At 68.1% G+C, this 20,120-nt stretch carries 23 protein-coding genes; 16 read left to right on the forward strand and 7 right to left on the reverse strand.

Annotation, left to right across the window (positions count from 1 at the left end; genetic code table 11):
• The first annotated feature begins 47 nt into the window (after positions 1 to 47).
• The 5 genes from rarD to O3305_RS16665 are packed head-to-tail and all read left to right on the forward strand — an operon-like array spanning position 48 to position 2,896.
• Positions 48 to 965 carry an EamA family transporter RarD gene (gene rarD / locus O3305_RS16645; protein WP_269573530.1) on the forward strand — a complete coding sequence of 306 codons (918 nt, stop codon included), beginning with the start codon at positions 48 to 50 and terminating at the stop codon, positions 963 to 965.
• A gap of 42 nt (positions 966 to 1,007) precedes the next feature.
• Positions 1,008 to 1,532 carry an ArsR/SmtB family transcription factor gene (locus O3305_RS16650; protein WP_269573531.1) on the forward strand — a complete coding sequence of 175 codons (525 nt, stop codon included), beginning with the start codon at positions 1,008 to 1,010 and terminating at the stop codon, positions 1,530 to 1,532.
• Positions 1,529 to 1,924, forward strand: coding sequence for a VOC family protein (locus O3305_RS16655; RefSeq protein WP_269573532.1), 396 nt, complete (start codon positions 1,529 to 1,531; stop codon positions 1,922 to 1,924). Before O3305_RS16650 ends, O3305_RS16655 begins: the two co-directional genes overlap by 4 nt.
• Positions 1,921 to 2,364: an SRPBCC family protein gene (locus O3305_RS16660; RefSeq protein ID WP_269573533.1), complete on the forward strand. Its 444-nt coding sequence runs from the start codon at positions 1,921 to 1,923 to the stop codon at positions 2,362 to 2,364. The genes O3305_RS16655 and O3305_RS16660 overlap by 4 nt, the downstream gene beginning before the upstream one ends.
• Complete coding sequence (locus O3305_RS16665; RefSeq protein WP_269573534.1) at positions 2,357 to 2,896, forward strand: SRPBCC family protein; 540 nt, start codon at positions 2,357 to 2,359, stop codon at positions 2,894 to 2,896. The genes O3305_RS16660 and O3305_RS16665 overlap by 8 nt, the downstream gene beginning before the upstream one ends.
• 152 nt (positions 2,897 to 3,048) lie before the next feature.
• On the opposite strand, the gene O3305_RS16670 is transcribed toward O3305_RS16665, so the two are convergent.
• Positions 3,049 to 4,242 carry a thiolase family protein gene (locus tag O3305_RS16670; protein WP_269573535.1) on the reverse strand — a complete coding sequence of 398 codons (1,194 nt, stop codon included), beginning with the start codon at positions 4,240 to 4,242 and terminating at the stop codon, positions 3,049 to 3,051.
• Between the two features lie 103 nt (positions 4,243 to 4,345).
• On the opposite strand from O3305_RS16670, the gene O3305_RS16675 reads away from it, so the two are divergent.
• The gene (locus O3305_RS16675; RefSeq protein ID WP_269573536.1) at positions 4,346 to 4,714 is read left to right on the forward strand and encodes a DUF427 domain-containing protein; all 369 of its coding nucleotides are present in this window, start codon (positions 4,346 to 4,348) and stop codon (positions 4,712 to 4,714) included.
• Here the strand turns inward: O3305_RS16675 and O3305_RS16680 are convergent.
• Genes O3305_RS16680 through O3305_RS16700 form a run of 5 tightly spaced genes read right to left on the reverse strand, consistent with a single transcriptional unit; the run spans position 4,704 to position 8,162 of the window.
• A complete protein-coding gene (locus O3305_RS16680) occupies positions 4,704 to 5,495 on the reverse strand; it encodes a crotonase/enoyl-CoA hydratase family protein (RefSeq protein ID WP_269573537.1) in 792 nt (263 codons plus the stop codon). The two genes, O3305_RS16675 and O3305_RS16680, sit on opposite strands and share 11 nt — an antisense overlap.
• Before the next feature lie 44 nt (positions 5,496 to 5,539).
• Entirely contained in the window at positions 5,540 to 6,139 is a 600-nt protein-coding gene (locus O3305_RS16685; protein WP_269573538.1) for a winged helix-turn-helix domain-containing protein, read from the reverse strand.
• A 48-nt stretch (positions 6,140 to 6,187) separates the two neighbouring features.
• Entirely contained in the window at positions 6,188 to 7,066 is an 879-nt protein-coding gene (locus tag O3305_RS16690) for a transposase (protein WP_269573539.1), read from the reverse strand.
• Positions 7,054 to 8,004 carry a hypothetical protein gene (locus O3305_RS16695; protein ID WP_269573540.1) on the reverse strand — a complete coding sequence of 317 codons (951 nt, stop codon included), beginning with the start codon at positions 8,002 to 8,004 and terminating at the stop codon, positions 7,054 to 7,056. Before O3305_RS16695 ends, O3305_RS16690 begins: the two co-directional genes overlap by 13 nt.
• Positions 8,001 to 8,162 (reverse strand): hypothetical protein, encoded by a 162-nt coding sequence (locus O3305_RS16700; protein ID WP_184162555.1) that lies wholly within the window; start codon positions 8,160 to 8,162, stop codon positions 8,001 to 8,003. The genes O3305_RS16695 and O3305_RS16700 overlap by 4 nt, the downstream gene beginning before the upstream one ends.
• 125 nt (positions 8,163 to 8,287) lie before the next feature.
• Between O3305_RS16700 and O3305_RS16705 the strand changes: the two genes are divergently transcribed.
• Together O3305_RS16705 and O3305_RS16710 are read left to right on the forward strand one after the other, a co-directional pair.
• Positions 8,288 to 8,728, forward strand: coding sequence for a PaaI family thioesterase (locus tag O3305_RS16705; protein WP_269573541.1), 441 nt, complete (start codon positions 8,288 to 8,290; stop codon positions 8,726 to 8,728).
• Positions 8,725 to 9,099: a PaaI family thioesterase gene (locus tag O3305_RS16710; RefSeq protein WP_269573542.1), complete on the forward strand. Its 375-nt coding sequence runs from the start codon at positions 8,725 to 8,727 to the stop codon at positions 9,097 to 9,099. Before O3305_RS16705 ends, O3305_RS16710 begins: the two co-directional genes overlap by 4 nt.
• Positions 9,100 to 9,461: 362 nt before the next feature.
• On the opposite strand, the gene O3305_RS16715 is transcribed toward O3305_RS16710, so the two are convergent.
• Positions 9,462 to 10,700, reverse strand: a complete 1,239-nt coding sequence (locus O3305_RS16715) for a PQQ-dependent sugar dehydrogenase (protein ID WP_269573543.1) — start codon at positions 10,698 to 10,700, stop codon at positions 9,462 to 9,464.
• Between the two features lie 276 nt (positions 10,701 to 10,976).
• On the opposite strand from O3305_RS16715, the gene O3305_RS16720 reads away from it, so the two are divergent.
• The 8 genes from O3305_RS16720 to O3305_RS16755 all read left to right on the forward strand — a co-directional run bounded on the left by O3305_RS16720 (position 10,977) and on the right by O3305_RS16755 (position 20,113).
• Positions 10,977 to 12,815: an alpha/beta hydrolase family protein gene (locus O3305_RS16720; RefSeq protein ID WP_269573544.1), complete on the forward strand. Its 1,839-nt coding sequence runs from the start codon at positions 10,977 to 10,979 to the stop codon at positions 12,813 to 12,815.
• A gap of 302 nt (positions 12,816 to 13,117) precedes the next feature.
• Positions 13,118 to 13,666 (forward strand): ribosome maturation protein RimP, encoded by a 549-nt coding sequence (rimP, locus tag O3305_RS16725; protein WP_269573545.1) that lies wholly within the window; start codon positions 13,118 to 13,120, stop codon positions 13,664 to 13,666.
• Positions 13,666 to 15,282, forward strand: coding sequence for a transcription termination factor NusA (gene nusA, locus O3305_RS16730; RefSeq protein ID WP_269573546.1), 1,617 nt, complete (start codon positions 13,666 to 13,668; stop codon positions 15,280 to 15,282). Before rimP ends, nusA begins: the two co-directional genes overlap by 1 nt.
• Complete coding sequence (locus tag O3305_RS16735) at positions 15,282 to 15,512, forward strand: tautomerase family protein (RefSeq protein WP_184162536.1); 231 nt, start codon at positions 15,282 to 15,284, stop codon at positions 15,510 to 15,512. Before nusA ends, O3305_RS16735 begins: the two co-directional genes overlap by 1 nt.
• On the forward strand, positions 15,493 to 16,257 hold the full coding sequence (locus O3305_RS16740) for a DUF448 domain-containing protein (RefSeq protein ID WP_269573547.1): 765 nt from the start codon (positions 15,493 to 15,495) through the stop codon (positions 16,255 to 16,257). Before O3305_RS16735 ends, O3305_RS16740 begins: the two co-directional genes overlap by 20 nt.
• 8 nt (positions 16,258 to 16,265) lie before the next feature.
• Positions 16,266 to 19,001: a translation initiation factor IF-2 gene (gene infB / locus O3305_RS16745; RefSeq protein ID WP_269573548.1), complete on the forward strand. Its 2,736-nt coding sequence runs from the start codon at positions 16,266 to 16,268 to the stop codon at positions 18,999 to 19,001.
• Between the two features lie 57 nt (positions 19,002 to 19,058).
• On the forward strand, positions 19,059 to 19,466 hold the full coding sequence (rbfA, locus tag O3305_RS16750) for a 30S ribosome-binding factor RbfA (protein ID WP_184162529.1): 408 nt from the start codon (positions 19,059 to 19,061) through the stop codon (positions 19,464 to 19,466).
• Between the two features lie 71 nt (positions 19,467 to 19,537).
• The gene (locus tag O3305_RS16755) at positions 19,538 to 20,113 is read left to right on the forward strand and encodes a thymidine kinase (RefSeq protein WP_269573549.1); all 576 of its coding nucleotides are present in this window, start codon (positions 19,538 to 19,540) and stop codon (positions 20,111 to 20,113) included.
• Positions 20,114 to 20,120: the final 7 nt, after the last annotated feature.

Here is a 20,120-nt window from a genome sequence, read left to right on the forward strand (position 1 = left end):
AGCGAGGCTTGCTTGCGCGCCGTCGAAGGTCCGCGCAAGGAGGCGGCATGAGCAGCAGTCCCGCGTCCGCCGATCCCGCCCGCGCTTCCGCCAATCGCGGCCTTGCGCTTGCGGTCGGCGCCTATGGCATCTGGGGTTTCCTGCCGATCTATTTCCACATCCTGTCGAACGTGCCGGCACTCCAGATCCTCGCCCACCGCATCGTCTGGTCGGTGCTGCTGCTCGGCGTGCTGGTCTTCGCGTTCGGCCGGGCAGGCGACATCTGGCGCGCGGCCCGCGGCCGCACCCTCCTCCTGCTCTGCGCCAGCGCGGCGCTGATCGCGATCAACTGGTTCGTCTATATCTGGTCGGTCGAGACGGGCCATGTGCTCGAGGCGAGCCTCGGCTATTTCATCAATCCGCTGGTCAATGTCGCGCTCGGCATGCTCGTGCTCGGCGAGCGGCTGCGGCGCTGGCAGGGCGTGGCGATCGGCATCGCCGCGGCGGGCGTGCTGGTGATGGCGCTGGAGGGCGGCGGGGCGATCCTGATCTCGCTCGCTCTGGCGCTGAGCTTCGGCTTCTACGGCCTGGTCCGCAAGGTGGTGGCGATCGATTCGCTCGGCGGGCTCACGGTCGAGACGATCCTGCTCATTCCCTTCGCCGCTGTCTGGCTGGCCTATACGGCGGGGCAGGGGACCAGCGGCTTCGGTGTCTCCACCAGCCAGAACGCGCTGCTCATCGCCGCCGGCGTCATCACCGCCACGCCCTTGCTGATGTTCGCCGCCGCCGCGCGGCTGCTGCCGCTGTCGATGATGGGCCTGCTCCAGTACATCGCACCGACGCTGCAATTCTTCGTCGCGCTGGCGCTTGGCGAGCCGCTGCGTACCGTCCACCTGGTCGCCTTCCCGCTGATCTGGGCCGGCTGCGCGCTCTATGCCTGGGACAGCATCCGCGCCGCCCGCGCGCCGGTGCCGGCTGAGGCGTAAATAACGCTATCAATGTAGGATTTTGTCTGATGGGGTCGGCATATGGCCGACTCCACCGGACCCTCCATGACCTCCGAAGCCCGCGCCGCGGCTGAAGCCGAGCGCGACGCCTTCTTTGCGCGCAAGCGTGACAAGAGATTCAACATTTCTCCGGAGGAATCGCGGAAATCCGCCGAAAATTATTCAACCAATCGGTTGACTATCCCGGCTGGCGCGCAGATATTAAACCACATGGTTGAATATCGACTCGACGCCACCTTCCACGCCCTCGCCGATCCCACGCGGCGCGGCATGCTCGCCCATCTTGCCCAGGGCGAGAAATCGATCGGCGATCTCGCCCAGCCCTTTGCGATGAGCTTCGCCGGCGCGTCCAAGCACCTGAAGGTGCTCGAGGGCGCGGGGCTGGTCGCGCGGCGCAAGGTGGGACGCAGCTATATGTGCGCACTCAAGCCCGCGCCGCTTGCCGAAGCCGAGCAATGGCTGAAGCAATGGGAGAAGTTCTGGACCGTCCGCCTCGATGCGCTCGAAGCGATCATCGCCGCGGACCAGAAGGCGACCCGCTCATGACCCGGGCCACCCCGTTCCTGATGTTCCAGCACGGCAAGGCCCAGGCCGCGCTCGATTTCTGGATCGAGACCGTGCCCGGCAGCCGCATCGAGTCGGTCGAGCGCTTCGGCCCCGACGGGCCCGGCCCCGCAGGCACGATCCTCCGGGCGCATGCGGTGATCGCCGGCCAGGCGGTGATGATCCATGACAGCTTCATCACGCACGGCTTCGATTTCACCCCGAGCTGGTCCTTCTTCCTCGATGTCGCGGACGAAACCGAGTTCGACCGGCTGTTCGCGGCCCTGTCCGAGGGCGGCGGCGTGCTGATGCCGCCCGACAATTATGGCTGGAGCCCCCGCTTCGGCTGGCTGAACGACCGGTTCGGAGTCTCCTGGCAGGTCAACCTGGCATGAGTGCCCCGATCCTCAGCATCACCCGCGCATTCGCCGCGCCGGCCGAGCGCGTGTTCGATGCCTGGCTCGATCCCGCCGATGCGGCACGCTTCCTCTTCGCCACGCCGGACGGCGAGATGGTCCGCTGCGAGATCGACGCGCGGGTCGGTGGCGAGGGGCTGATCGTCGAGCGGCGCGGCACCGGGGAAGTGCCCCATCGACTGCGCTTCGAAGTCATCGAGCGCCCGCAGCGCCTCGTCTTCCTCTTCGCGGCGGGACCGGTCGAGGAAAGTGAATGGACCCGCGTCTCGATTGACATCGCGCCCAGCCACAGCGGCTGCACGCTCACCCTTACCCACGCAATGGACCCCGCCTGGGCCGCCTATGAGGACCAGACCCGCAAGGGCTGGACGATGATCCTCGAAGGCCTGGGCCGTATCACGGAGAAGCACGATGGTTGATACGCTTGCCGCCGACACGATCACCCCGCAGATGCTCCGCTTCGAGCGCGACCTTGCCGCGCCGATCGAGACCGTCTGGCAATATCTGGTCGATCCCGAGCTGCGCGCCCGCTGGTTCATGGGCGGTCCGACCGAGCCGCAGGTCGGCGGCAAGCTCGGCATGACCTTCAACCACCAGAACCTGTCCGATGGCGACGTGCCCAATCCCGAGCGCTACGCCCAGCATCAGGGCAAGGCCTGGTCGGAGACGATCACGCGCTTCGAGCCGCCGCATTTCCTCGCCTTCACCTGGGACAATGGCGATGCCGGTGAAGTGACGATCGAGCTCTTCGCCTTCGCCCCCGACCGCACCCGGCTGGTGCTCACCCACAACCGCCTGCGCGGGGCGGCGGACGCGCGCAATTTCGGCGGCGGCTGGGGCGCCCATCTCGAAGTGCTGCAGCGGCGCCTGGCCGGCGAGCCCGTGGAGAGTTTCTGGGACCTGCACGCCGCGGCCGAGAAGCGCGCGGCGGACGCGGTGGGGCTGGACTGAATCAATCCGTCGCCAAAAACCACTAACCGTCACCCCGGCCTTGTGCTGGGGTCCACTATGCCTCTCGTTTTGACGAAAGAGCTTCTTGCCCATCGCGCGCCTCCCGGTGGACCCCGGCACAAGGCCGGGGTGACGAGGGAGGAAGGCGGGCGTCAGGGAAGCTCGAACAGCCCTGCGGCCCCCATCCCGCCGGCGGTGCACATCGACACCACGACATAGCGCACCCCGCGCTTGCGCCCCTCGATCAGCGCATGGCCCACCAGCCGCGATCCGCTCATCCCGAACGGGTGGCCGATCGCGATGGCGCCGCCATTGACGTTGAGCTTCTCGGGATCGATCCCCAGCGTGTCGCGGCAATAGAGGCACTGGCTGGCGAACGCCTCGTTGATCTCCCACAGGCCGATATCCTCGACCTTCAGCCCCGCGCGCTTGAGCAGCTTCGGCACCGCGAAGACGGGGCCGATCCCCATTTCCTCGGGCTCGCAGCCGGCGGCCTGGAAGCCGCGATAGATGCCCAGGATCTCCTTGCCCTCGGCCTCGGCGGTCTTCCGCTCCATCAGGATCTGGGCGGCGGCGCCGTCGGAAAGCTGGCTGGCATTGCCCGCCGTGATGTACTTGCCTTCCTTGACGAACTGCCCGTCCTTCCAGACGGTCTTGAGCGTGGCCAGCACCTCGGCGGTGGTGCCGGCGCGGATGCCTTCGTCCTGGGTGACGGTCACCGTCTCGCTGCCGGTGCGGTTGCCTTCCTTGTCGAACAGCGCCTTTTCCACCGTGATCGGCACGATCTCCTCGGCAAAGGCACCGTTCTCCAGCCCCGCTGCGGCACGCTGCTGGCTCATCGCGCCGAATTCGTCCTGCGCCGCGCGGCTGATGCCATAGCGCTCGGCGACGATCTCGGCGGTCTCGATCATCGGGATATACGCCGCCGGCACCTTGCCGATCACCGACTGGTTCACATAGCGCGGGGCGTTCTTCATCGTCAGGCTGATCGATTCCATGCCGCCGGCCAGCGCCACGTCGATCTCGTCGGTCATGATCGATCGCGCGGCGAGGGCAATCGCGGTCAGTCCCGATCCGCATTTGCGGTCAAGGCTGAAGGCGGGCACGCTGTGCGGCAGCCCGGCGGCGAAAAGCGCCATCCGCGCCATGTTGCCGCCCTCGGTGCCCCATTGGTTGCCCATGCCGTAGAACACGTCGTCGATCCGCGCCGGATCGATGCCGGCGCGTTCCACCGCGGCGTTCATCACATGCGCGGCGAGAACGGGCGCCTCGGTGTCGTTGAAATAGCCGCGGCCCGCCTTGCCGACCCCGGTTCGCGCGGTCGAGACGATCACTGCTTCACGCATGCTGGCACCCTTTCCCGGTTTTTTTCGAAGATGCGGTATGGCGGCGTGACGGGGCGATTGCAATGGCCTCGCGCCGCCCCATATCGCCTGCCGGAGGTGGCATATGGTGAGCAAGCCGATCCTGATTCCCGGGCCCGATCATCCGATCACGATCATGCGTTCGGACGCGCATGTCGTGGTCCGTGCCGCCGGCAGGGTGATCGCGGATACGCGCCGCGCGCTCGAGCTGCGCGAGGCCAGTTATCCGCCGGTCCTCTACATCCCGCGCGAGGATGCCGACATGGCGCTGCTCGGCCGCACCGCCCATGTCAGCTATTGCCCGTACAAGGGCGACGCGTCCTATTATTCGATCGTCGGCGGCGTGGAGAATGCGGTGTGGAGCTATGAGGCGCCCTATGCCGCGGTCGAGGCGATCCGGGGCCATCTCGCTTTCTATCCGGACCGGGTCGAGGCGATCGACGTCAGTCTTTGAACACTGGCGGGCGCTTCTGCATGTTGGCGATCACCGCTTCCATCTGGTTCGGCGTGCGCAGCAGCGCGGCCTGTTCGCGGCTCTCGGCGAGCAGGATGTCGCCGGCGTCGCCCTCCAGGTTGGCGAGGCGCTTGGCGGCGCGGATCGCGTGCGGGTTGCGCCCGGCGATCGCCTGGGCCAGCGCCATCGCCTCGGCATGCGGATCCTCGGCGATGCGGGTGACGAAGCCCAGGCGTTGGGCTTCCTCGGCCTCGAACTCGCGGGCGGTATATGCCAGCTCGCGCAGCACGTCGTCGCGGACATTGCCGTGCCACAGCGCATAGCCGGCCATGTCGGGCACGATGCCCCATTTCATCTCCATCACCGACAGGCGGGTGCCGGATGCGGCGATGCGTATGTCCGCGCCGCTGGCGATCTGCAGCCCGCCGCCGAACGCGACGCCGTGGAGCGCGGCGATCACCGGCACCGGGAGGGTGCGCCAGCCCCAGGCGACCTGCTGATAGTCATTGGCCAGGCCGTGGGTGCGCGCGGCGATGTCGAGGTCCTTGGCGCCGCCCAGGCCGCTCTGCGCCATGCTCGCCATGTCGAGCCCGGCGCAGAAGCCGCGCCCCTCGCCGGAAAGGACGACGGCGCGCAGGCCGGGTTCCTGCTCCAGCCGGGCGATCGCGGCGATGATGCCGGTGAACATCGCCGGGTCGAGCGCGTTGAGCTTGTCCGGCCGGGCCAGCCTTACGTCGGCGACGCCTTCGTGGATGTCGATCGTGACACGCTGCTCGGTCATGGCTTGGCTCTCTCCCTTATATGGGGGGCACGATAGCGGCGCGATCACGCCGCGCACAACCGGTAGCCGCGCCCCTTGTCGGTGCGCAGCATCGGAATCGCAAAGCCGCGATCGAGCTTTGCACGCAATCTTGAGACATGAACTTCGACAACGTTGGTGCCAGGATCGAATCCCAGCCCCCACACCGCGGACAGCAGTTCATTCCGCCCGCTCGGCCGCTCCCCCTGCCGGACGAGATGGAGCAGCAGCGCATATTCGCGGGGCAGCAGCCGGATGAGATGGCCTGCCCGCGTCACCCGCCGCTCCACCTGATCGATGCGCAGTTCGCCCAGCACGATCTCGGGCCGGCGCCGGATGCGCGCGGCAAGCCGGGCGGCGATCTCCTCGACGCTGGCGGAGGCGGGCATCGCGTCCTCGGCACCGGCATCGAGCGCCAGGGCGACGCTGTCGCTATCGGCCAGCAGGAGCAGCAATGGTCCCTGCCATCCGATCGCGTGGATGCGCGCGATCGTCTCGGGCCTTCCTCTCACCAGCGCCGCATCCGCCGCCACGCCGGGTACGAACCGCACCAGCCCAAGGCCGCGTGCGGCGGCGGCTTCGGCCAGGCCGGGCATCTCCAGATTACAGGCGACGATGGCGGTCACGGTGCGAGGGTAACGGCGATAGCTCCGTTTCCGTGGCGATCATGTCCGTCACGGACCCAGTCGCGCCCGGGCGTGACCGGCGACGATACGGTCGGGATCGTCCACCGCCTTTTCGAAGCGCGTCGCCGCCTCGCCCGGCAGCGCGGAGGCAAGGGCATCGAGCGCCGTCACCCGCATCCGGGAACAGGGGTGGTCGCGGGCAAAGCGTTCGGCCAGGTCGAGGCCGTTGCCGAGATGCACGGCAATCGCGACCAGCGCCTCGGCTGCGGTCACCGTCAGGCCTTGCGCGATCGTGCCGCGCGCGATGTCGAAGCGATACTGGTCGAGCCAGGGCTGGGCGGGATCGGCGCCGAGGATGTTGAGCGAGACCGACATGCTGTCCGGCGGCAGCTGGACGTGGATGTCACGCCGCATCCGGTAGAGCATCAGCTTGCCCTGCTCGAGCCGCGATCGCTCGACGAAGCGCAGCCCTGCATCCTCGCCCGGCAGGCCGGCGAGCGGGGCGACATCATATTCATAATAGTCGCTCCAATAGCCCGGGCCGCGATAACCCCATGTCAGAAATGGAAAATTATGATCGTGCGGCAGATCATAGAAGAACGCCGCCGGGCCGCTGGCGCGGGTGATCGGGTCTTCGCGTGCCGGCCAGAAATTGGCGCGCAGCACATAGCGGCCATTGGGCGGGCGCAGCAGGAAGACCTGGGCGCCATAGCCATTGCCTGTGACCTGCCCGGAGCAATTCGCCTTGAGCTCGGCGATGGCGAGATCGGCGAGGAAATCCGGGTTTCGACCCAGTCGGGCAAGCAGCGGGCCCCAGCTGGCGAAGGCGTCCTCGTCACGGGCATCGACCGGGTTGGCGTCGAGCGCTTCGACCAGATCGCCGAGGCCGATCGCATCGCCCGTGCCGGGATCGATCAGGCGAGGCATGGCGTTTCCAGCTTTGCGCGCACCACAGCCAGCGTCCGGCCCGCTGCCTCGCGCACCTCCGCATGAAGGTCGCTTTCCGCCATTGCTCCCAGCCGCGGAAGGGCGGCGCGGGCGTCGAGCGCCAGCCATTCGCGCATCGCCGCCCAGCGCAGGTGGAAGGCGGGATCATGGGTCGCCTGCTCGAAGCAGGGACCGCCATCGACGCGGCCGGCCAGGCGGAGGAAGGCGAGCAGCATCTCGGTGCGCGAGGCGCGGTCGTCGCCGCTGGCGATACGGAGCAGCCGGCCGTCCGCGATCGCATGCTCGCGCATCAGCGGTGCCCCGGCACGGGCGGTGGCGACGAGCGTGACCACGTCAAGGGTCGCATCGGCGAGCAACTGCGCCTCGCTGCGTCCGTCGATCGCCACCACTGCGCCATCGGCAAGGTGGAGCGGCGCTTCCTCCAAACAGGGCGGAGCGGCATCAGCGCGGAATTCAGCCTCGGCAGGGGCCGTGCGCCAGCGCCGCAGCGTGGCGCCACCCGCGCGGACATAGCGCGTCACTGCCAGCCGGCCGGTGAAGGTGCAGCTGGACGGCGGGGGTCTGCGCCGCATCTCCGCCGCGCTGGTGACGCTGGCGGAGAGCTTCACCGCCGGGCATTCGAACAGCACCGCGCCGATCCGCAGCGGATCGCGGCTTACCCGGAAGGGCGGCTCGAACAGCGGATCGGCCGCAAGCACCTCGACCAGAGGGTCGAGCAGCGCCTCGGCCCAGCTGGCGTCGCATAGCATCTCCGCGGCAAGGGCAATTGCTGCTTCCCCATCGCCGGCGGGGCAGTCGGCGAAGCGGGCGGCGAGCGTGCGATAGGCAGGCCCCGCGCGCCACGCCCGTACCGTGCCGGGCGCCGCAGCCCGGGCGGTGACGATCGCGGCGCGGGTGGCCGCGTCGATCCCGTTCATGCGAAGTCGGGCACCATCTCGTAGATCAGGATCGCGATGCCGACGATCAGCTCGAACAGGTCATCGACATCCCGATCCACGGCGGCCAGCGTGCCGTGCATCGCGACATTGGTACCCAGCTCGGCGATCTCGCCGAGATCGATCTTCAGCAACCCCATATTTCCCCCTCTTCCGGGAAGGACCCGACAAAGGGGAGGCTAGGGGCGGGTCGATATGGTGCATCTTACAAGCATGTAATTGCCCCCATTTGCGTGCCATCCGCCGCCGCGCTAGGGCCGGGCTTATGAGCCAAGCGGCCCCTTCCACCTTCGATCCCCTGCGCTTCTTCGAGCTGCGCTTCGCCAGCCATGGCACGCGGCTGGGCATCGGCTACCGGGACCATGGCCCGGACTGGGCCGAGCTCGAGCTGCCGTACCGCGAGGACATGATCGGCGACCCGGCGTCGGGCGTGCTCGCATCGGGGCCGATCCTGGCGCTGATGGACATGGCCACCGCCGTCTCGGTCTGGCTGCGCGCCGGCACCTTCGTGCCCCAGGCGACGCTCGACCTGCGGATCGACTATCTGCGCCCCGCAACGCCCGGACGCGCGGTGATCGGCCGCGGTGAATGCTACCGCCTGACCCGCTCGATCGCGTTCGTGCGCGGCCAGGCGCATGACGGCGATCCGAACGACCCGATCGCGCACGTCGCCGGTACCTTCATGGCGACGGAGGGATACCGGTGATCCTGCCCCCTTACGCCGAACTGCTCGGCCTCACGGTCGAACCGGGCGAGGATGCGCCGGTACTGGTGATGCCCTTCGGCCCCGATGTGCTCGGCCGGCCCGGCTTCCTGCATGGCGGCGCGATCGGCGGGCTGCTCGAGATGGCGGCGGTCGGCGCGCTATGGCAGGCGCTCGGCACCGACGAGACCCAGGTCAAGCCGATCAACCTGACGGTGGATTACATGCGCGGTGGCCGCGACAAGCCGACGCGTGCCCGGGGCATCGTCACCCGGCTCGGCACCCGCGTCGCCAATGTCGAGGCAGTCGCCTGGCAGGACGAGCCCGACCGGCCGATCGCCGCGGCGCGGATGAACTACCTGATCCTGCGCTAGGGCGGCGTCCTACACCGACTGGGGCGAGGCCCGCGAAAGTACACGAAGTACAGGCCAAGAGGCGGTTTGGCGGGCTGCTATTCTGCCCACTTTCCCGGGTCCGCGTCGCATCTCGCAACATTGTTGCGTGCACGCGATCCTATCTTTCCTACAGGGGCAAACAGCGGCCGGCCCCGGGGAGCCGACCGCATCAGCCCGGCAGGCGCAATCCTGCATTGCAAGCGGTGGGAGCAGTCGATCCGGTCTTGCGCTTCCCAGCCTGCCTGTTCCCCAGCGAAGGCCGGGGGCCAGGGTAAAAGAGCGACACGGCAGAGAAACCCCGGGCCCCGGCTTTCGCCGGGGAACGGGTTTGTCCGCAGCCCTTACTTCGGCATCAGCTTGAACAACCGCCCGTTGACCCGTCCGGCATCCTCGAGCAGCCACACCGCGCCGTCCGGCCCCTGGACGACGTCGCGGATGCGCATGTTGAGCACCCATTGGTCGGCCTTGCTCGCCTTGTCGCCGTTGAGCGCCACGCGGATCAGCCCGCGCCCGGAAAGCGCGCCGATCAGCAGCGAGCCCTTCCACTGCGGGAAGAGATTGCCCGAATAATAGGCCATGCCGCCCGGCGAGATGGCGGGGTTCCAGAACACCTTGGGCGCCTCATAGCCGTCGCCCGGCGCATGATCGGGGATCGGCGTGCCGTCGTAATTGTCGCCGTTGGAGACATTGGGCCAGCCATAGTTCCGGCCCTTGACGATCAGATTGACCTCGTCGCCGCCCTTGGGCCCCATCTCGACTTCCCAGAGCCGGCCGCCGCCATCGAACACCAGCCCATAGGGATTGCGATGGCCGAGGCTCCAGGTCTCGGCGGGAACCAGGTTCGTGCCCTCCACCGCGACGGTGCGGCTGGGCGCGGTCCTGGCGAGCTCGGTGTTCTTGGGCGGATCGGTGACGGTCACGGTCGCGCTGCCCGTCTTGCCCGCCCAGGGATTGCCGGCCGCCGGCTTGCCGTCGAGCGTCAGGTGCAGGATCTTGCCGAGCGCCTGGTTGGGATCCTGGGCGGGGGTGAAGCGCTGGCGCTCGCCCGAGGTGAGGAACAGCGACTTGCCGTCGGGCGCGAAGGCGATGACCGCACCGAACTGGCCGCCCTTGCCGTCCGCCCCGGCGCGCCACAGTACCTGCGGATTGGTGAGCGCGGGCGTCGTACCGTCGACGAAGGTGGCGCGGGCCAGCGCGAGGCTGGAGCCGTCCGGGCGCGGCTCGGCATAGGTGTAATAGACCTGGCGGCTCTTCGCGAAGTCCGGCGCCGGGATCACGTCGAGCAGGCCGCCCTGGCCCTGGAACACGACATCGACGTTCGCGATGGTCTGCGACTGCTTGCCGTCCGCCGAGACGAGCAGGATCTTGCCGGCCTTCTCGGTCACCAGCATGCGGCCGTCGGGCAGGAAGGCCAGTGCCCAGGGCGTATCGAAATCGGCGACCTGGGTCATGGTGAAGGGCGGGGCGGGATCGGGCGCCGGGCTGGGCGTGGCCTGGGGCTCGGCGGACACGCCCGAACCGGCATTGCATGCCGCGAGCAGGGCAATGGCGGGCAGTGCCGCGCGAAGCTTCGTCTTCATGTCCACGATCCCTCTTTGGTTCCGGCGGGGCCAACGCGCCGTTTGGGTGCCGGCTCCGCATGCCGCGCCATTCTGTGCAGTCGCGGGCGCGCTGCCAAGGCCAAGCTTGCCGGCGCATTGCAGGTCATAACGCTGCCGTTTCAATAAGTTGCGCAAATCTACGGTATTGCGCAATTTTCGATCTCCCATCATCCTCGCCCTCGGACTCGGGTGGGGGTTTCGTTGACGCAGTTTCGCCGGGCAGGCGCCGCCGGATTGGCGGCCATTCTCGCTTTGATGACCGTGGCGCGGGCCGATCCCGGGCCGGCGACGCCGCCGAGCGCGGCCGAACTGCTCGCCCCGGCGGCGATCGAGGACCCGCAGCTTTCCCCCGATGGCAGCCGCATCGTCGCCCGGATCGGGGCCGAGGGCCGGTTGATGCTGTTCGACCCGAAGCGCCCTGATCTTGCCGCGTATCCCGTAGCGTTGCCCCAGGGCGAGCGGCTCGAATGGTATTTCTGGCTGGCGCCGGGCCGGCTGCTCGCCAGCCTGACACGCGACGAGGCCAAATCGACCACCCGGCTGGTTGAGATCGACGTGGCGCGCGGCCAGCTTGCCCAGCTCGGGCAGGCACGCGTCGCCGGAAGGGGCGAGGAACTGCTCCATGTCGATCGCAAGGCCGGTTTCCTGCTGCTCAAGACGCGCGATCGCCGCCGGGACACGCCTTCGGTGTGGCGAATCGACCTGGCCAGTGGCGCGGCGACACTCGCGGTGGCGGCCCAGCCGCATGTCCAGGACTGGGTGGTCGATGGCGCCGGGGTGGTGCGCGCCGGCGTGGGCGCCAAGGACGACAAGGCCTGGCTGGTCTATCGCCGGGGCGAGGCTGACGGGTTCAGTCGCGAGGGCAATGACGTTGCCGGCACCGATCCCGAGATCGCCCAGTTCGCGCCCGTCCAGGGCAGCGACCAGGGCTATGCGCTGGCCGAGGCGCCGTCCGGGCGGATCGGTCTCTACACCTATGATTTCCGCGCCGGCCGGCTGGGGGCGCTGGTCTATGAGAATAGCAAGGCCGATCTCGACGGGTTCGAGCTGACTCCGGACGGCAAGCCCGCCGGCGTTGCCTATACCGATGATCGCGACCGGATGCTGTGGTTCGACGGGGCGATGCGCAGCCGCCAGGCGGCGATCGACGCGGCGCTGCCCGGGCGGGTCAACCGCGTGGTCTCGGCCAGCGACGATCAGCGCGCGCTGCTGGTCTACAGCGCCTCGGCGAGCGATCCGGGCGTCTATTATCTGTTCGCGGACGGCCAGGCCCGGCGCTTCGCCGCGATCAATCCGGCGCTCGACGGCAAGCAGCTCGCGCCGGTGACGACCATCCATTACGCGGCGCGCGACGGCCTGAAGATCGACGGCTATCTGACGTTGCCGGCCGGGCGCGCGGCCAGGGACCTGCCGCTGATCGTGATGCCGCATGGCGGGCCGTTCGCGCGCGACAGCTGGGACTATGATCCCTGGGTCCAGTATCTCGCGGGCAAGGGCTATGCGGTGCTCCAGCCCAATTATCGCGGCTCGACCGGATTCGGCCGGGCGATGACGGCGCGCGGCGACGGCGAATGGGGTCGCGGCATGCAGGACGATGTCGATGACGGCGTCGCCTGGCTGGCGAAGCGCGGCACGATCGATGCGAAGCGGGTGTGCATCATGGGCGCCTCCTATGGCGGCTATGCCGCGATGTGGGCGGCGGCGCGCGACAACCGGACCTATCGCTGCGCGATCAGCTATGCCGGCATCTCCGACGTCCGCGCCCAGCTCGACTATGACCACAAGACCTTCGAGGAGCGCGCCTTCCGTGCCTGGCGGGCCCGCATCCAGGGCAAGGCGCCGTCGCTCGAATCGATCTCGCCGGTCACCTATGCCGGCCAGCTCGCCATGCCGATCCTGATCGCGCACGGCACCGCCGACCAGACAGTGCCGGTCGACCAGTCCGAGCGGCTGCACGATGCGCTGACCCGGGCGGGCAAGGCGCATGAGTTCGTCGTCTATCCGGGCGAAGATCACACGATGCACGATCCGGCGAACGAGGCGGATTTCCTGCAGAGGGTAGGCAGGTTCCTCGACGCGCATAATCCCGGGTAGGCGGAGGCGCGGCTTCCTTCGTTTCCGATCGTCACTCCGGCCTTGTGCCGGGGTCCACTGCGCCTTGCGCAATACGGCAAAGAACCTCTTGTCCAGCGCCTGCCTCCCGGTGGCCCCCCGGCACAAGGCCGGGGTGACGGAGGGATGGAGCAGGGGGTGTCTCCCCTGATTCCCAACCCCTCTTGCCCCCAACCGGGCAAGTGCGTATATCGCCAGTGCTTTCTCGACATCGTCAAACATGCCGAGGTCGGGGCCCGCAGGGCTCCGGCTCCGAAGCTGCTTGACCATTACCGGAGTCCCGCGTGGCGAATATTGCCGACCTCACCAAGCTGATCGAACCCGAAGCACAGGCGCTCGGGCTCGTGCTGGTGCGCGTCAAGATGTTCGGCGGGACCAGCGATCCGACGCTGCAGGTGATGGCCGAGCGCCCGGATACCCGCCAGCTCACCATCGACGATTGCGCCGACCTGTCGCGCCGCATCTCCGATGTGTTCGACGCGCTGGAGGAAGCGGGCAAGGACCCGTTCGACCATGCCTATCGCCTCGAGGTCAGCTCGCCCGGCATCGACCGGCCGCTGACCCGCGCGCAGGATTTCGAGGACTGGAAGGGCCATGAGGCGCGCCTCAACCTGGTCGAGCCGCTCGAGGACGGGCGCAAGCAGCTCACCGGCGAGCTGATCGGCGCCGAGGGCGACATGATCTCGATCGATGTCCGCAAGTACAAGGTGGTCAGCGTTCCGTTCGGCGCCGTCGCCGACGCCAAGCTGCTGATGACCGACAAGCTCATTGCCGCAACCGTGCCGCTCTCCGCCGAGGGCGCCGAAGAATACGAAGCAGAGGAAAACGACTGATGGCCACCGCCATTTCCGCCAACAAGGCCGAGCTGCTTGCCATCGCCGATTCGGTCGCGAAGGAAAAGCTGATCGACAAGGCCATCGTCATCGAGGCGATGGAAGACGCGATCCAGCGCGCCGCGAAGAATCGCTACGGCGTCGAGAACGACATCCGCGCCAAGCTCGACCCGAACACCGGCGATCTGCGCCTGTGGCGCGTCGTCGAAGTGGTCGAGCTGGTCGATGACTATTTCAAGCAGGTCGACGTCAACCAGGCGCAGAAGCTCCAGAAGGGCGCGGCCGTGGGCGACTATATCGTCGATCCGCTGCCCCCGATCGAGTTCGGCCGCATCCAGGCCCAGGCTTCGAAGCAGATCATCTTCCAGAAGGTCCGCGACGCCGAGCGCGAGCGCCAGTTCGACGAGTTCAAGGACCGGATGGGCGAGATCATCACCGGCGTGGTGAAGCGCGTCGAGTTCGGCCATGTGGTCGTTGACCTCGGCCGTGCCGAGGGCGTGATCCGCCGCGACCAGCAGATCCCGCGCGAAGTGGTTCGCGTCGGTGATCGCGTCCGCTCGATCATCCTCAACGTCCGCCGCGAGAACCGCGGTCCGCAGATCTTCCTCAGCCGCGCGCATCCGGACTTCATGAAGAAGCTGTTCGCGCAGGAAGTGCCCGAGATCTACGACGGCATCATCGAGATCAAGGCCGCTGCCCGCGATCCGGGCTCGCGCGCCAAGATCGGCGTCATCTCGCATGACAGCTCGATCGATCCGGTCGGCGCCTGCGTCGGCATGAAGGGCTCGCGCGTCCAGGCCGTCGTGCAGGAGATGCAGGGCGAGAAGATCGACATCATCCCCTGGTCGCCCGACACCGCGACCTTCGTCGTCAACGCGCTGCAGCCGGCCAATGTCAGCCGCGTCGTGATTGACGAGGAAGAGGATCGTATCGAAGTCGTCGTTCCCGACGATCAGCTCAGCCTCGCCATCGGCCGTCGCGGCCAGAATGTGCGCCTGGCTTCGCAGCTGACCGCCAAGGCGATCGACATCCTCACCGAGACCGACGCCAGCGAGAAGCGCCAGGCCGAGTTCGTCGCGAACAGCGAGATGTTCCAGAACGAGCTCGACGTCGACGAGACGCTGGCCCAGCTGCTGGTCGCCGAGGGCTTCAGCAGCCTCGAGGAAGTCGCCTATGTCGAGCTCGACGAGATCGCTTCGATCGAGGGCTTCGACGAGGAGCTGGGCCAGGAGCTGCAGAGCCGCGCGCAGGAAGCGCTGGAGCGCCGCGAGGAAGCCAATCGCACCGCCCGCCGCGAGCTGGGCGTCGAGGACGACCTCGCCACCATGCCGTACCTGACCGAGGCGATGCTGGTCACGCTCGGCAAGGCCGGCATCCGGACGCTCGACGACCTCGCCGACCTGGCGACCGACGAGCTGGTGCAGAAGAAGCGCGCCGAGCCGCGCCGCCGCAACGAGGACGCGCCGAAGCGCGAGCAGGACAAGGGCGGGATCCTCGCCGAGTACGGCCTCAGCGACGAGCAGGGCAACGAGATCATCATGGCGGCCCGCGCCCACTGGTTCGAGGACGAGGCCCCCGCGGCCGAGACCGCCGAAGCCTCGGAGGGTGATGCCTGATGCCGTTCATCGACATCCGTCTGGCCGGCCCGGCTACCCGCGAGCAGAAGGCCGGCATCGTCGCTGACGTGACGGCCTCCATGGTCGCGCGCCTGGGCAAGCCGGCGGCTGCCGTGCAGGTCAACATCACGGAACTGAGCCTCGAGAATTACGGTGCGGGCGGGCAGCTGATCGCTGACCGCAACGCCGCGCCGGTGCAGGGAGACGCGCATGCGGAACCCTCACAATGATAGCGCTCGGCTAAAGGCCAAGGGGACCACTCCTTCCGCGGCGCGGGAGGGGAAGGATCCGGTGCGCACTTGCGTGCTGTCGCGTGCGGAAGCCCCGCGCGACGGGCTGATTCGACTCGCGCTGTCGCCGGATGGCGAAGTGCTGCCCGATGTCCGCGCCAAGGCGCCGGGCCGCGGCGCCTGGATCGGCGTGACGCGGACGGAACTCGAAGCGTCTGGCAAGAAGCTCCGGGGCGTACTTGCGCGTGCCTTCAAGGGCGCCGAGCTGCGCATTCCCGAGGATCTCGGCGCGCGGATCGAGGAGCAGCTGCAGCGCAACGCGCTCGACCGGCTGGGTCTCGAGTTCAAGGCCGGGCATGTCGCGATCGGCGGCGACCGCATCCAGGAAGCCGCGCGCAGCGGCCGCCTGCACCTGCTGCTCCATGCGAGCGACGCGAGCGAGGACGGGGCGCGCAAGCTCGCCCAGGCCTGGCGCGTCGGCCTCGATGAAGAAGGAAGCGGGCGCAAGGGCTTAACATTGCCGATCCCGCGCACCATATTGTCCTTGGCGCTTGGCCGCGAAAATGTGGTACATGCCGGCCTGACCGACGCCAAAGCAGCCGCCCGGACGAGCGAAGCACTCGATCGGTGGCTGCACTTTATCGGACCCGATTCCACCTCCCGCCCTTGCGAAACCGCTTCGCAAGGCGCATCGGCGCTTCCGTCGGAAGCGTCCGTAGACGAACGACAGACTGAAGGACTTTAGGCAGCCGCATGAGCGACACGGACAACGATAAGCCGAAACTGGGCATGCGCGCGCCGCTGGGGATCAAGCGCACGGTCGAGACGGGCCAGGTGAAGCAGAGCTTCAGCCATGGTCGCTCGAACACGGTGATCGTCGAGACCAAGAAGGCGCGCGTCTTCCGCAAGCCGGGCGAAGGCCCGGCGGAAGCGCCCGCCCCTGAACCGCAGGTCGCAGCACCTGCGCAGCCGGTCGCGCCGCCGCCTCCGCCGCCCGCCCCGCGTCCGCCGGTCTCGAACGAGTCCGCGCAGGAGCGCCAGGCCCGTCTGCTGCGCGAGGCCGACGAGCAGCGCATGCAGGCGCTCGAGGAAGCGCGCCGCCGCGAGGAGCGCGAACGTGCCGAGGCCGCCGAGGCCGAAGCGCGCCGCGTAGAGGAAAAGGCCCGTGCCGAAGCGGAGGCCGCCAAGGCGCCGCCGGCGCCCGAGCCCACGCCTGCTCCGGCACCCGCGCCTGCGCCCGCTCCGGAAGCGCCGAAGGTGGAGGCCGCCGCTCCGGCGCCCGCGCCCAAGCCTGCGCCCGCTCCGGCACCCGCACCGACTCCGGCCCCGCCGCCGGCTCCGGTTGCGCTGCAGCTCGACCCGAGCCGCCCGGCGCCGCGCCTGTTCACCCCGGTGCAGCGTCCCGAGATCCCCAAGCCGCAGCCCAAGCCCGAGCCGAAGCCCGAGGCTGCTGCCCCGGCCCCGACTCAGGCCGCGCGCCCGGCCAGCGCCGGTGCGCCCGCATCGCGCCCCGCCCCCACGGGCGGTGCGCCGGTGCGCCGTGGCCCCGAGCCCGCGCGTCCGCAGCAGCGCGACCGCAAGGGCGACGACCGCCGCCAGTCGGGCAAGCTCACCGTCAATCGCGCCCTGGGCGGCGAGGACGGCGCGCGTGCCCGCTCGCTCGCCGCGCTGAAGCGCGCCCGCGAGAAGGAACATCGTCGTTCGTACGGTGGCTCGTCGGCGCCGCGCGAGAAGCAGGTCCGCGACGTGGTCGTCCCCGAGGCGATCACCGTGCAGGAACTCGCCAATCGTATGGCCGAGAAGGGCAGCGACCTGGTGAAGGCGCTGTTCAAGATGGGCATGCCGGTCACCATCACGCAGACGATCGACCAGGACACCGCCGAGCTGCTGGTCACCGAATTCGGCCACAACCTGCAGCGCGTCAGCGAGAGCGACGTCGACCTGGACGTGGCCGAGGCCGATGCGGCCGAGACGCTGAAGCCGCGCGCCCCGGTGGTGACGATCATGGGTCACGTCGACCACGGCAAGACCTCGCTGCTCGATGCCCTGCGCGGCACCGACGTGGTGAAGGGCGAAGCCGGCGGCATCACCCAGCATATCGGCGCCTATCAGGTCACGCTGAAGGACAAGTCGAAGATCACCTTCCTCGACACCCCGGGCCACGAGGCGTTCACCCAGATGCGCGCCCGTGGTGCCGACATCACCGACATCGTCGTGCTGGTGGTCGCCGCGAATGACGGCCTGATGCCGCAGACGATCGAGGCGATCAATCACACCAAGGCGGCGGGCGTGCCGATGATCGTGGCGATCAACAAGGTCGACCTCGACAGCGCCAATCCGCAGCGCGTGCGCGAGCGTCTGCTCGAGCATGAAGTGATCGTCGAGGAGATGGGCGGCGAGACCCAGGACGTCGAAGTCTCGGCGCTCAAGAAGATCGGCCTCGACGACCTGATCGCCAAGATCCAGATCCAGGCCGAACTGCTCGACCTCAAGGCCAATCCGGACCGCGAGGCCGAAGGCACGGTGATCGAGGCCAAGCTCGACAAGGGCCGCGGCCCGGTCGCGACGATCCTGGTCAACCGCGGCACGCTCAAGGTCGGTGACGTGTTCGTCGTCGGCGCCGAGAGCGGCAAGGTCCGCGCGCTGGTCAACGACAAGGGCCAGCAGGTCAAGGAAGCCGGCCCGGCCGTTCCGGTCGAAGTGCTCGGTCTCTCCGGCGTGCCGATGGCGGGTGATCCGCTCCAGGTCGTCGAGAACGAAGCGCGTGCCCGCGAAGTCGCCGAATATCGCCAGGGCGTTGCGCTGCAGAAGCGCACGACCCAGGCTCCTGCCAGCCTCGAGAGCATGTTCTCGGCGCTCAAGGAAAAGCAGGCGATGGAATATCCGCTGGTCGTCAAGGCGGATACCCAGGGCACGGTCGAGGCGATCGTCGCGGCGATCAACAAGATCAGCACCGACGACATCAAGGCGCGCGTGCTCCATTCGGGCGTGGGCGGCATCACCGAGAGCGACGTGTCGCTCGCCGGCGCCGCCGGTGCCCCGATCATCGGCTTCAACGTCCGCCCGAACGCCAAGGCGCGCGAGATCGCCGAGCGCAACAAGGTCGCGTTCAAATATTATGACGTGATCTACGACCTGACCGACGAGATCCGCGCGGGCATGGCCGGCCAGCTTGGTCCGGAAGCCTTCGAAACCGTCGTCGGCCGCGCCGAGATCAAGGAAGTCTTCTCGGCAGGCAAGCACGGCAAGGCTGCCGGTCTGCTGGTCACCGAGGGCGCGATCCGCAAGGCGCTCAAGGCGCGCATCACCCGGGACGATGTCATCATCTACCAGGGCGAGATCGCGTCGCTGCGTCGCTTCAAGGACGATGTCCCCGAAGTGCGCGCCGGCCTGGAGTGCGGTGTGACGTTCAGCCAGAACTTCACCGACATCAAGGCGGGCGACTATCTCGAAACCTTCGAAGTCGAGATGCGCGAGCGTACGCTCTAAGCTGTTTTCCCTCCCTCTCCTTGCCTGCAAGGTGGGGGAGGGAGCGGAGATCAGGCCATGAAGACGCAGACCACCACCGAAGAACGTTCCGTCCGCCTTCTGCGCGTGGGCGAGCAGGTGCGTCATGTGCTGAGCGAGATCCTGCAGCGCGGCGACGTGCATGACGAGGTGCTGGCCAAGCACATGGTCTCGATCACCGAAGTGCGCATGTCGCCCGACCTGCGCCACGCGACGGTGTTCGTGAAGCCGCTGCTCGGCAAGGACGAGGAAGTGGTGATCAAGGCGCTGCGCACCAACACTGCCTATCTCCAGCGCGAAGTCGCCCACCGGGTGAAGATGAAATACGCGGCCAAGCTCAAGTTCCTGGCGGACGAGAGCTTCGACGAGGGCAGCCATATCGACAAGCTGCTGCGCGATCCCAAGGTGGCGCAGGACCTGGGCGATGAGGACGGCGCCGCGGGCTGAGGCTTCCTGCATCCACAGGATAAGCGCACGGGGCGATTGACCGCGTGGCGACGGCGGGCGCAGATCGCCCCATGGCCAAGCTCTATTTCTACTATGCCTCGATGAACGCGGGCAAATCGACCACGCTGCTTCAGGCCGATTTCAACTATCGCGAGCGCGGCATGCGCACCCTGTTGTTCACCGCCGGCATCCATGATCGCGGCGGCAGGGGCGTGATCGATTCGCGGCTTGGCATCAGCGCCAGCGCGATCCCGTTCGAGGAAGACACCGATCTGCGCCGCATTGCCGAGGATGCGCATTACGAGGCGCCGCTCGCCTGCATCCTGGTCGACGAGTCGCAGTTCCTCTCGCCCATCCAGGTTCGCCAGCTCGCGCATCTCGCGGACGAAGTCGGCATCCCGGTGCTCTGCTATGGCCTGCGCACCGATTTCCAGGGGGCGCTGTTCCCCGGCTCGGCGGAGCTGCTCGCGCTCGCGGACTCGCTGGTCGAGATCAAGTCGGTCTGCGAATGCGGGCGCAAGGCGATCATGAACCTGCGCGTCGATGGCGAAGGCAACGCGGTGCGGCAGGGCGAGCAGCGCGAGGTGGGGGGCAATGAGCGCTATGTGGCGCTGTGCCGCCGCCACTTCATGCAGCGTACAGCCTAAGTATTAT

This window comes from Sphingomonas sp. NIBR02145 (genome assembly GCF_027359115.1).
In the GTDB taxonomy this organism is placed as follows: domain Bacteria; phylum Pseudomonadota; class Alphaproteobacteria; order Sphingomonadales; family Sphingomonadaceae; genus Sphingomonas; species Sphingomonas kyeonggiensis_A.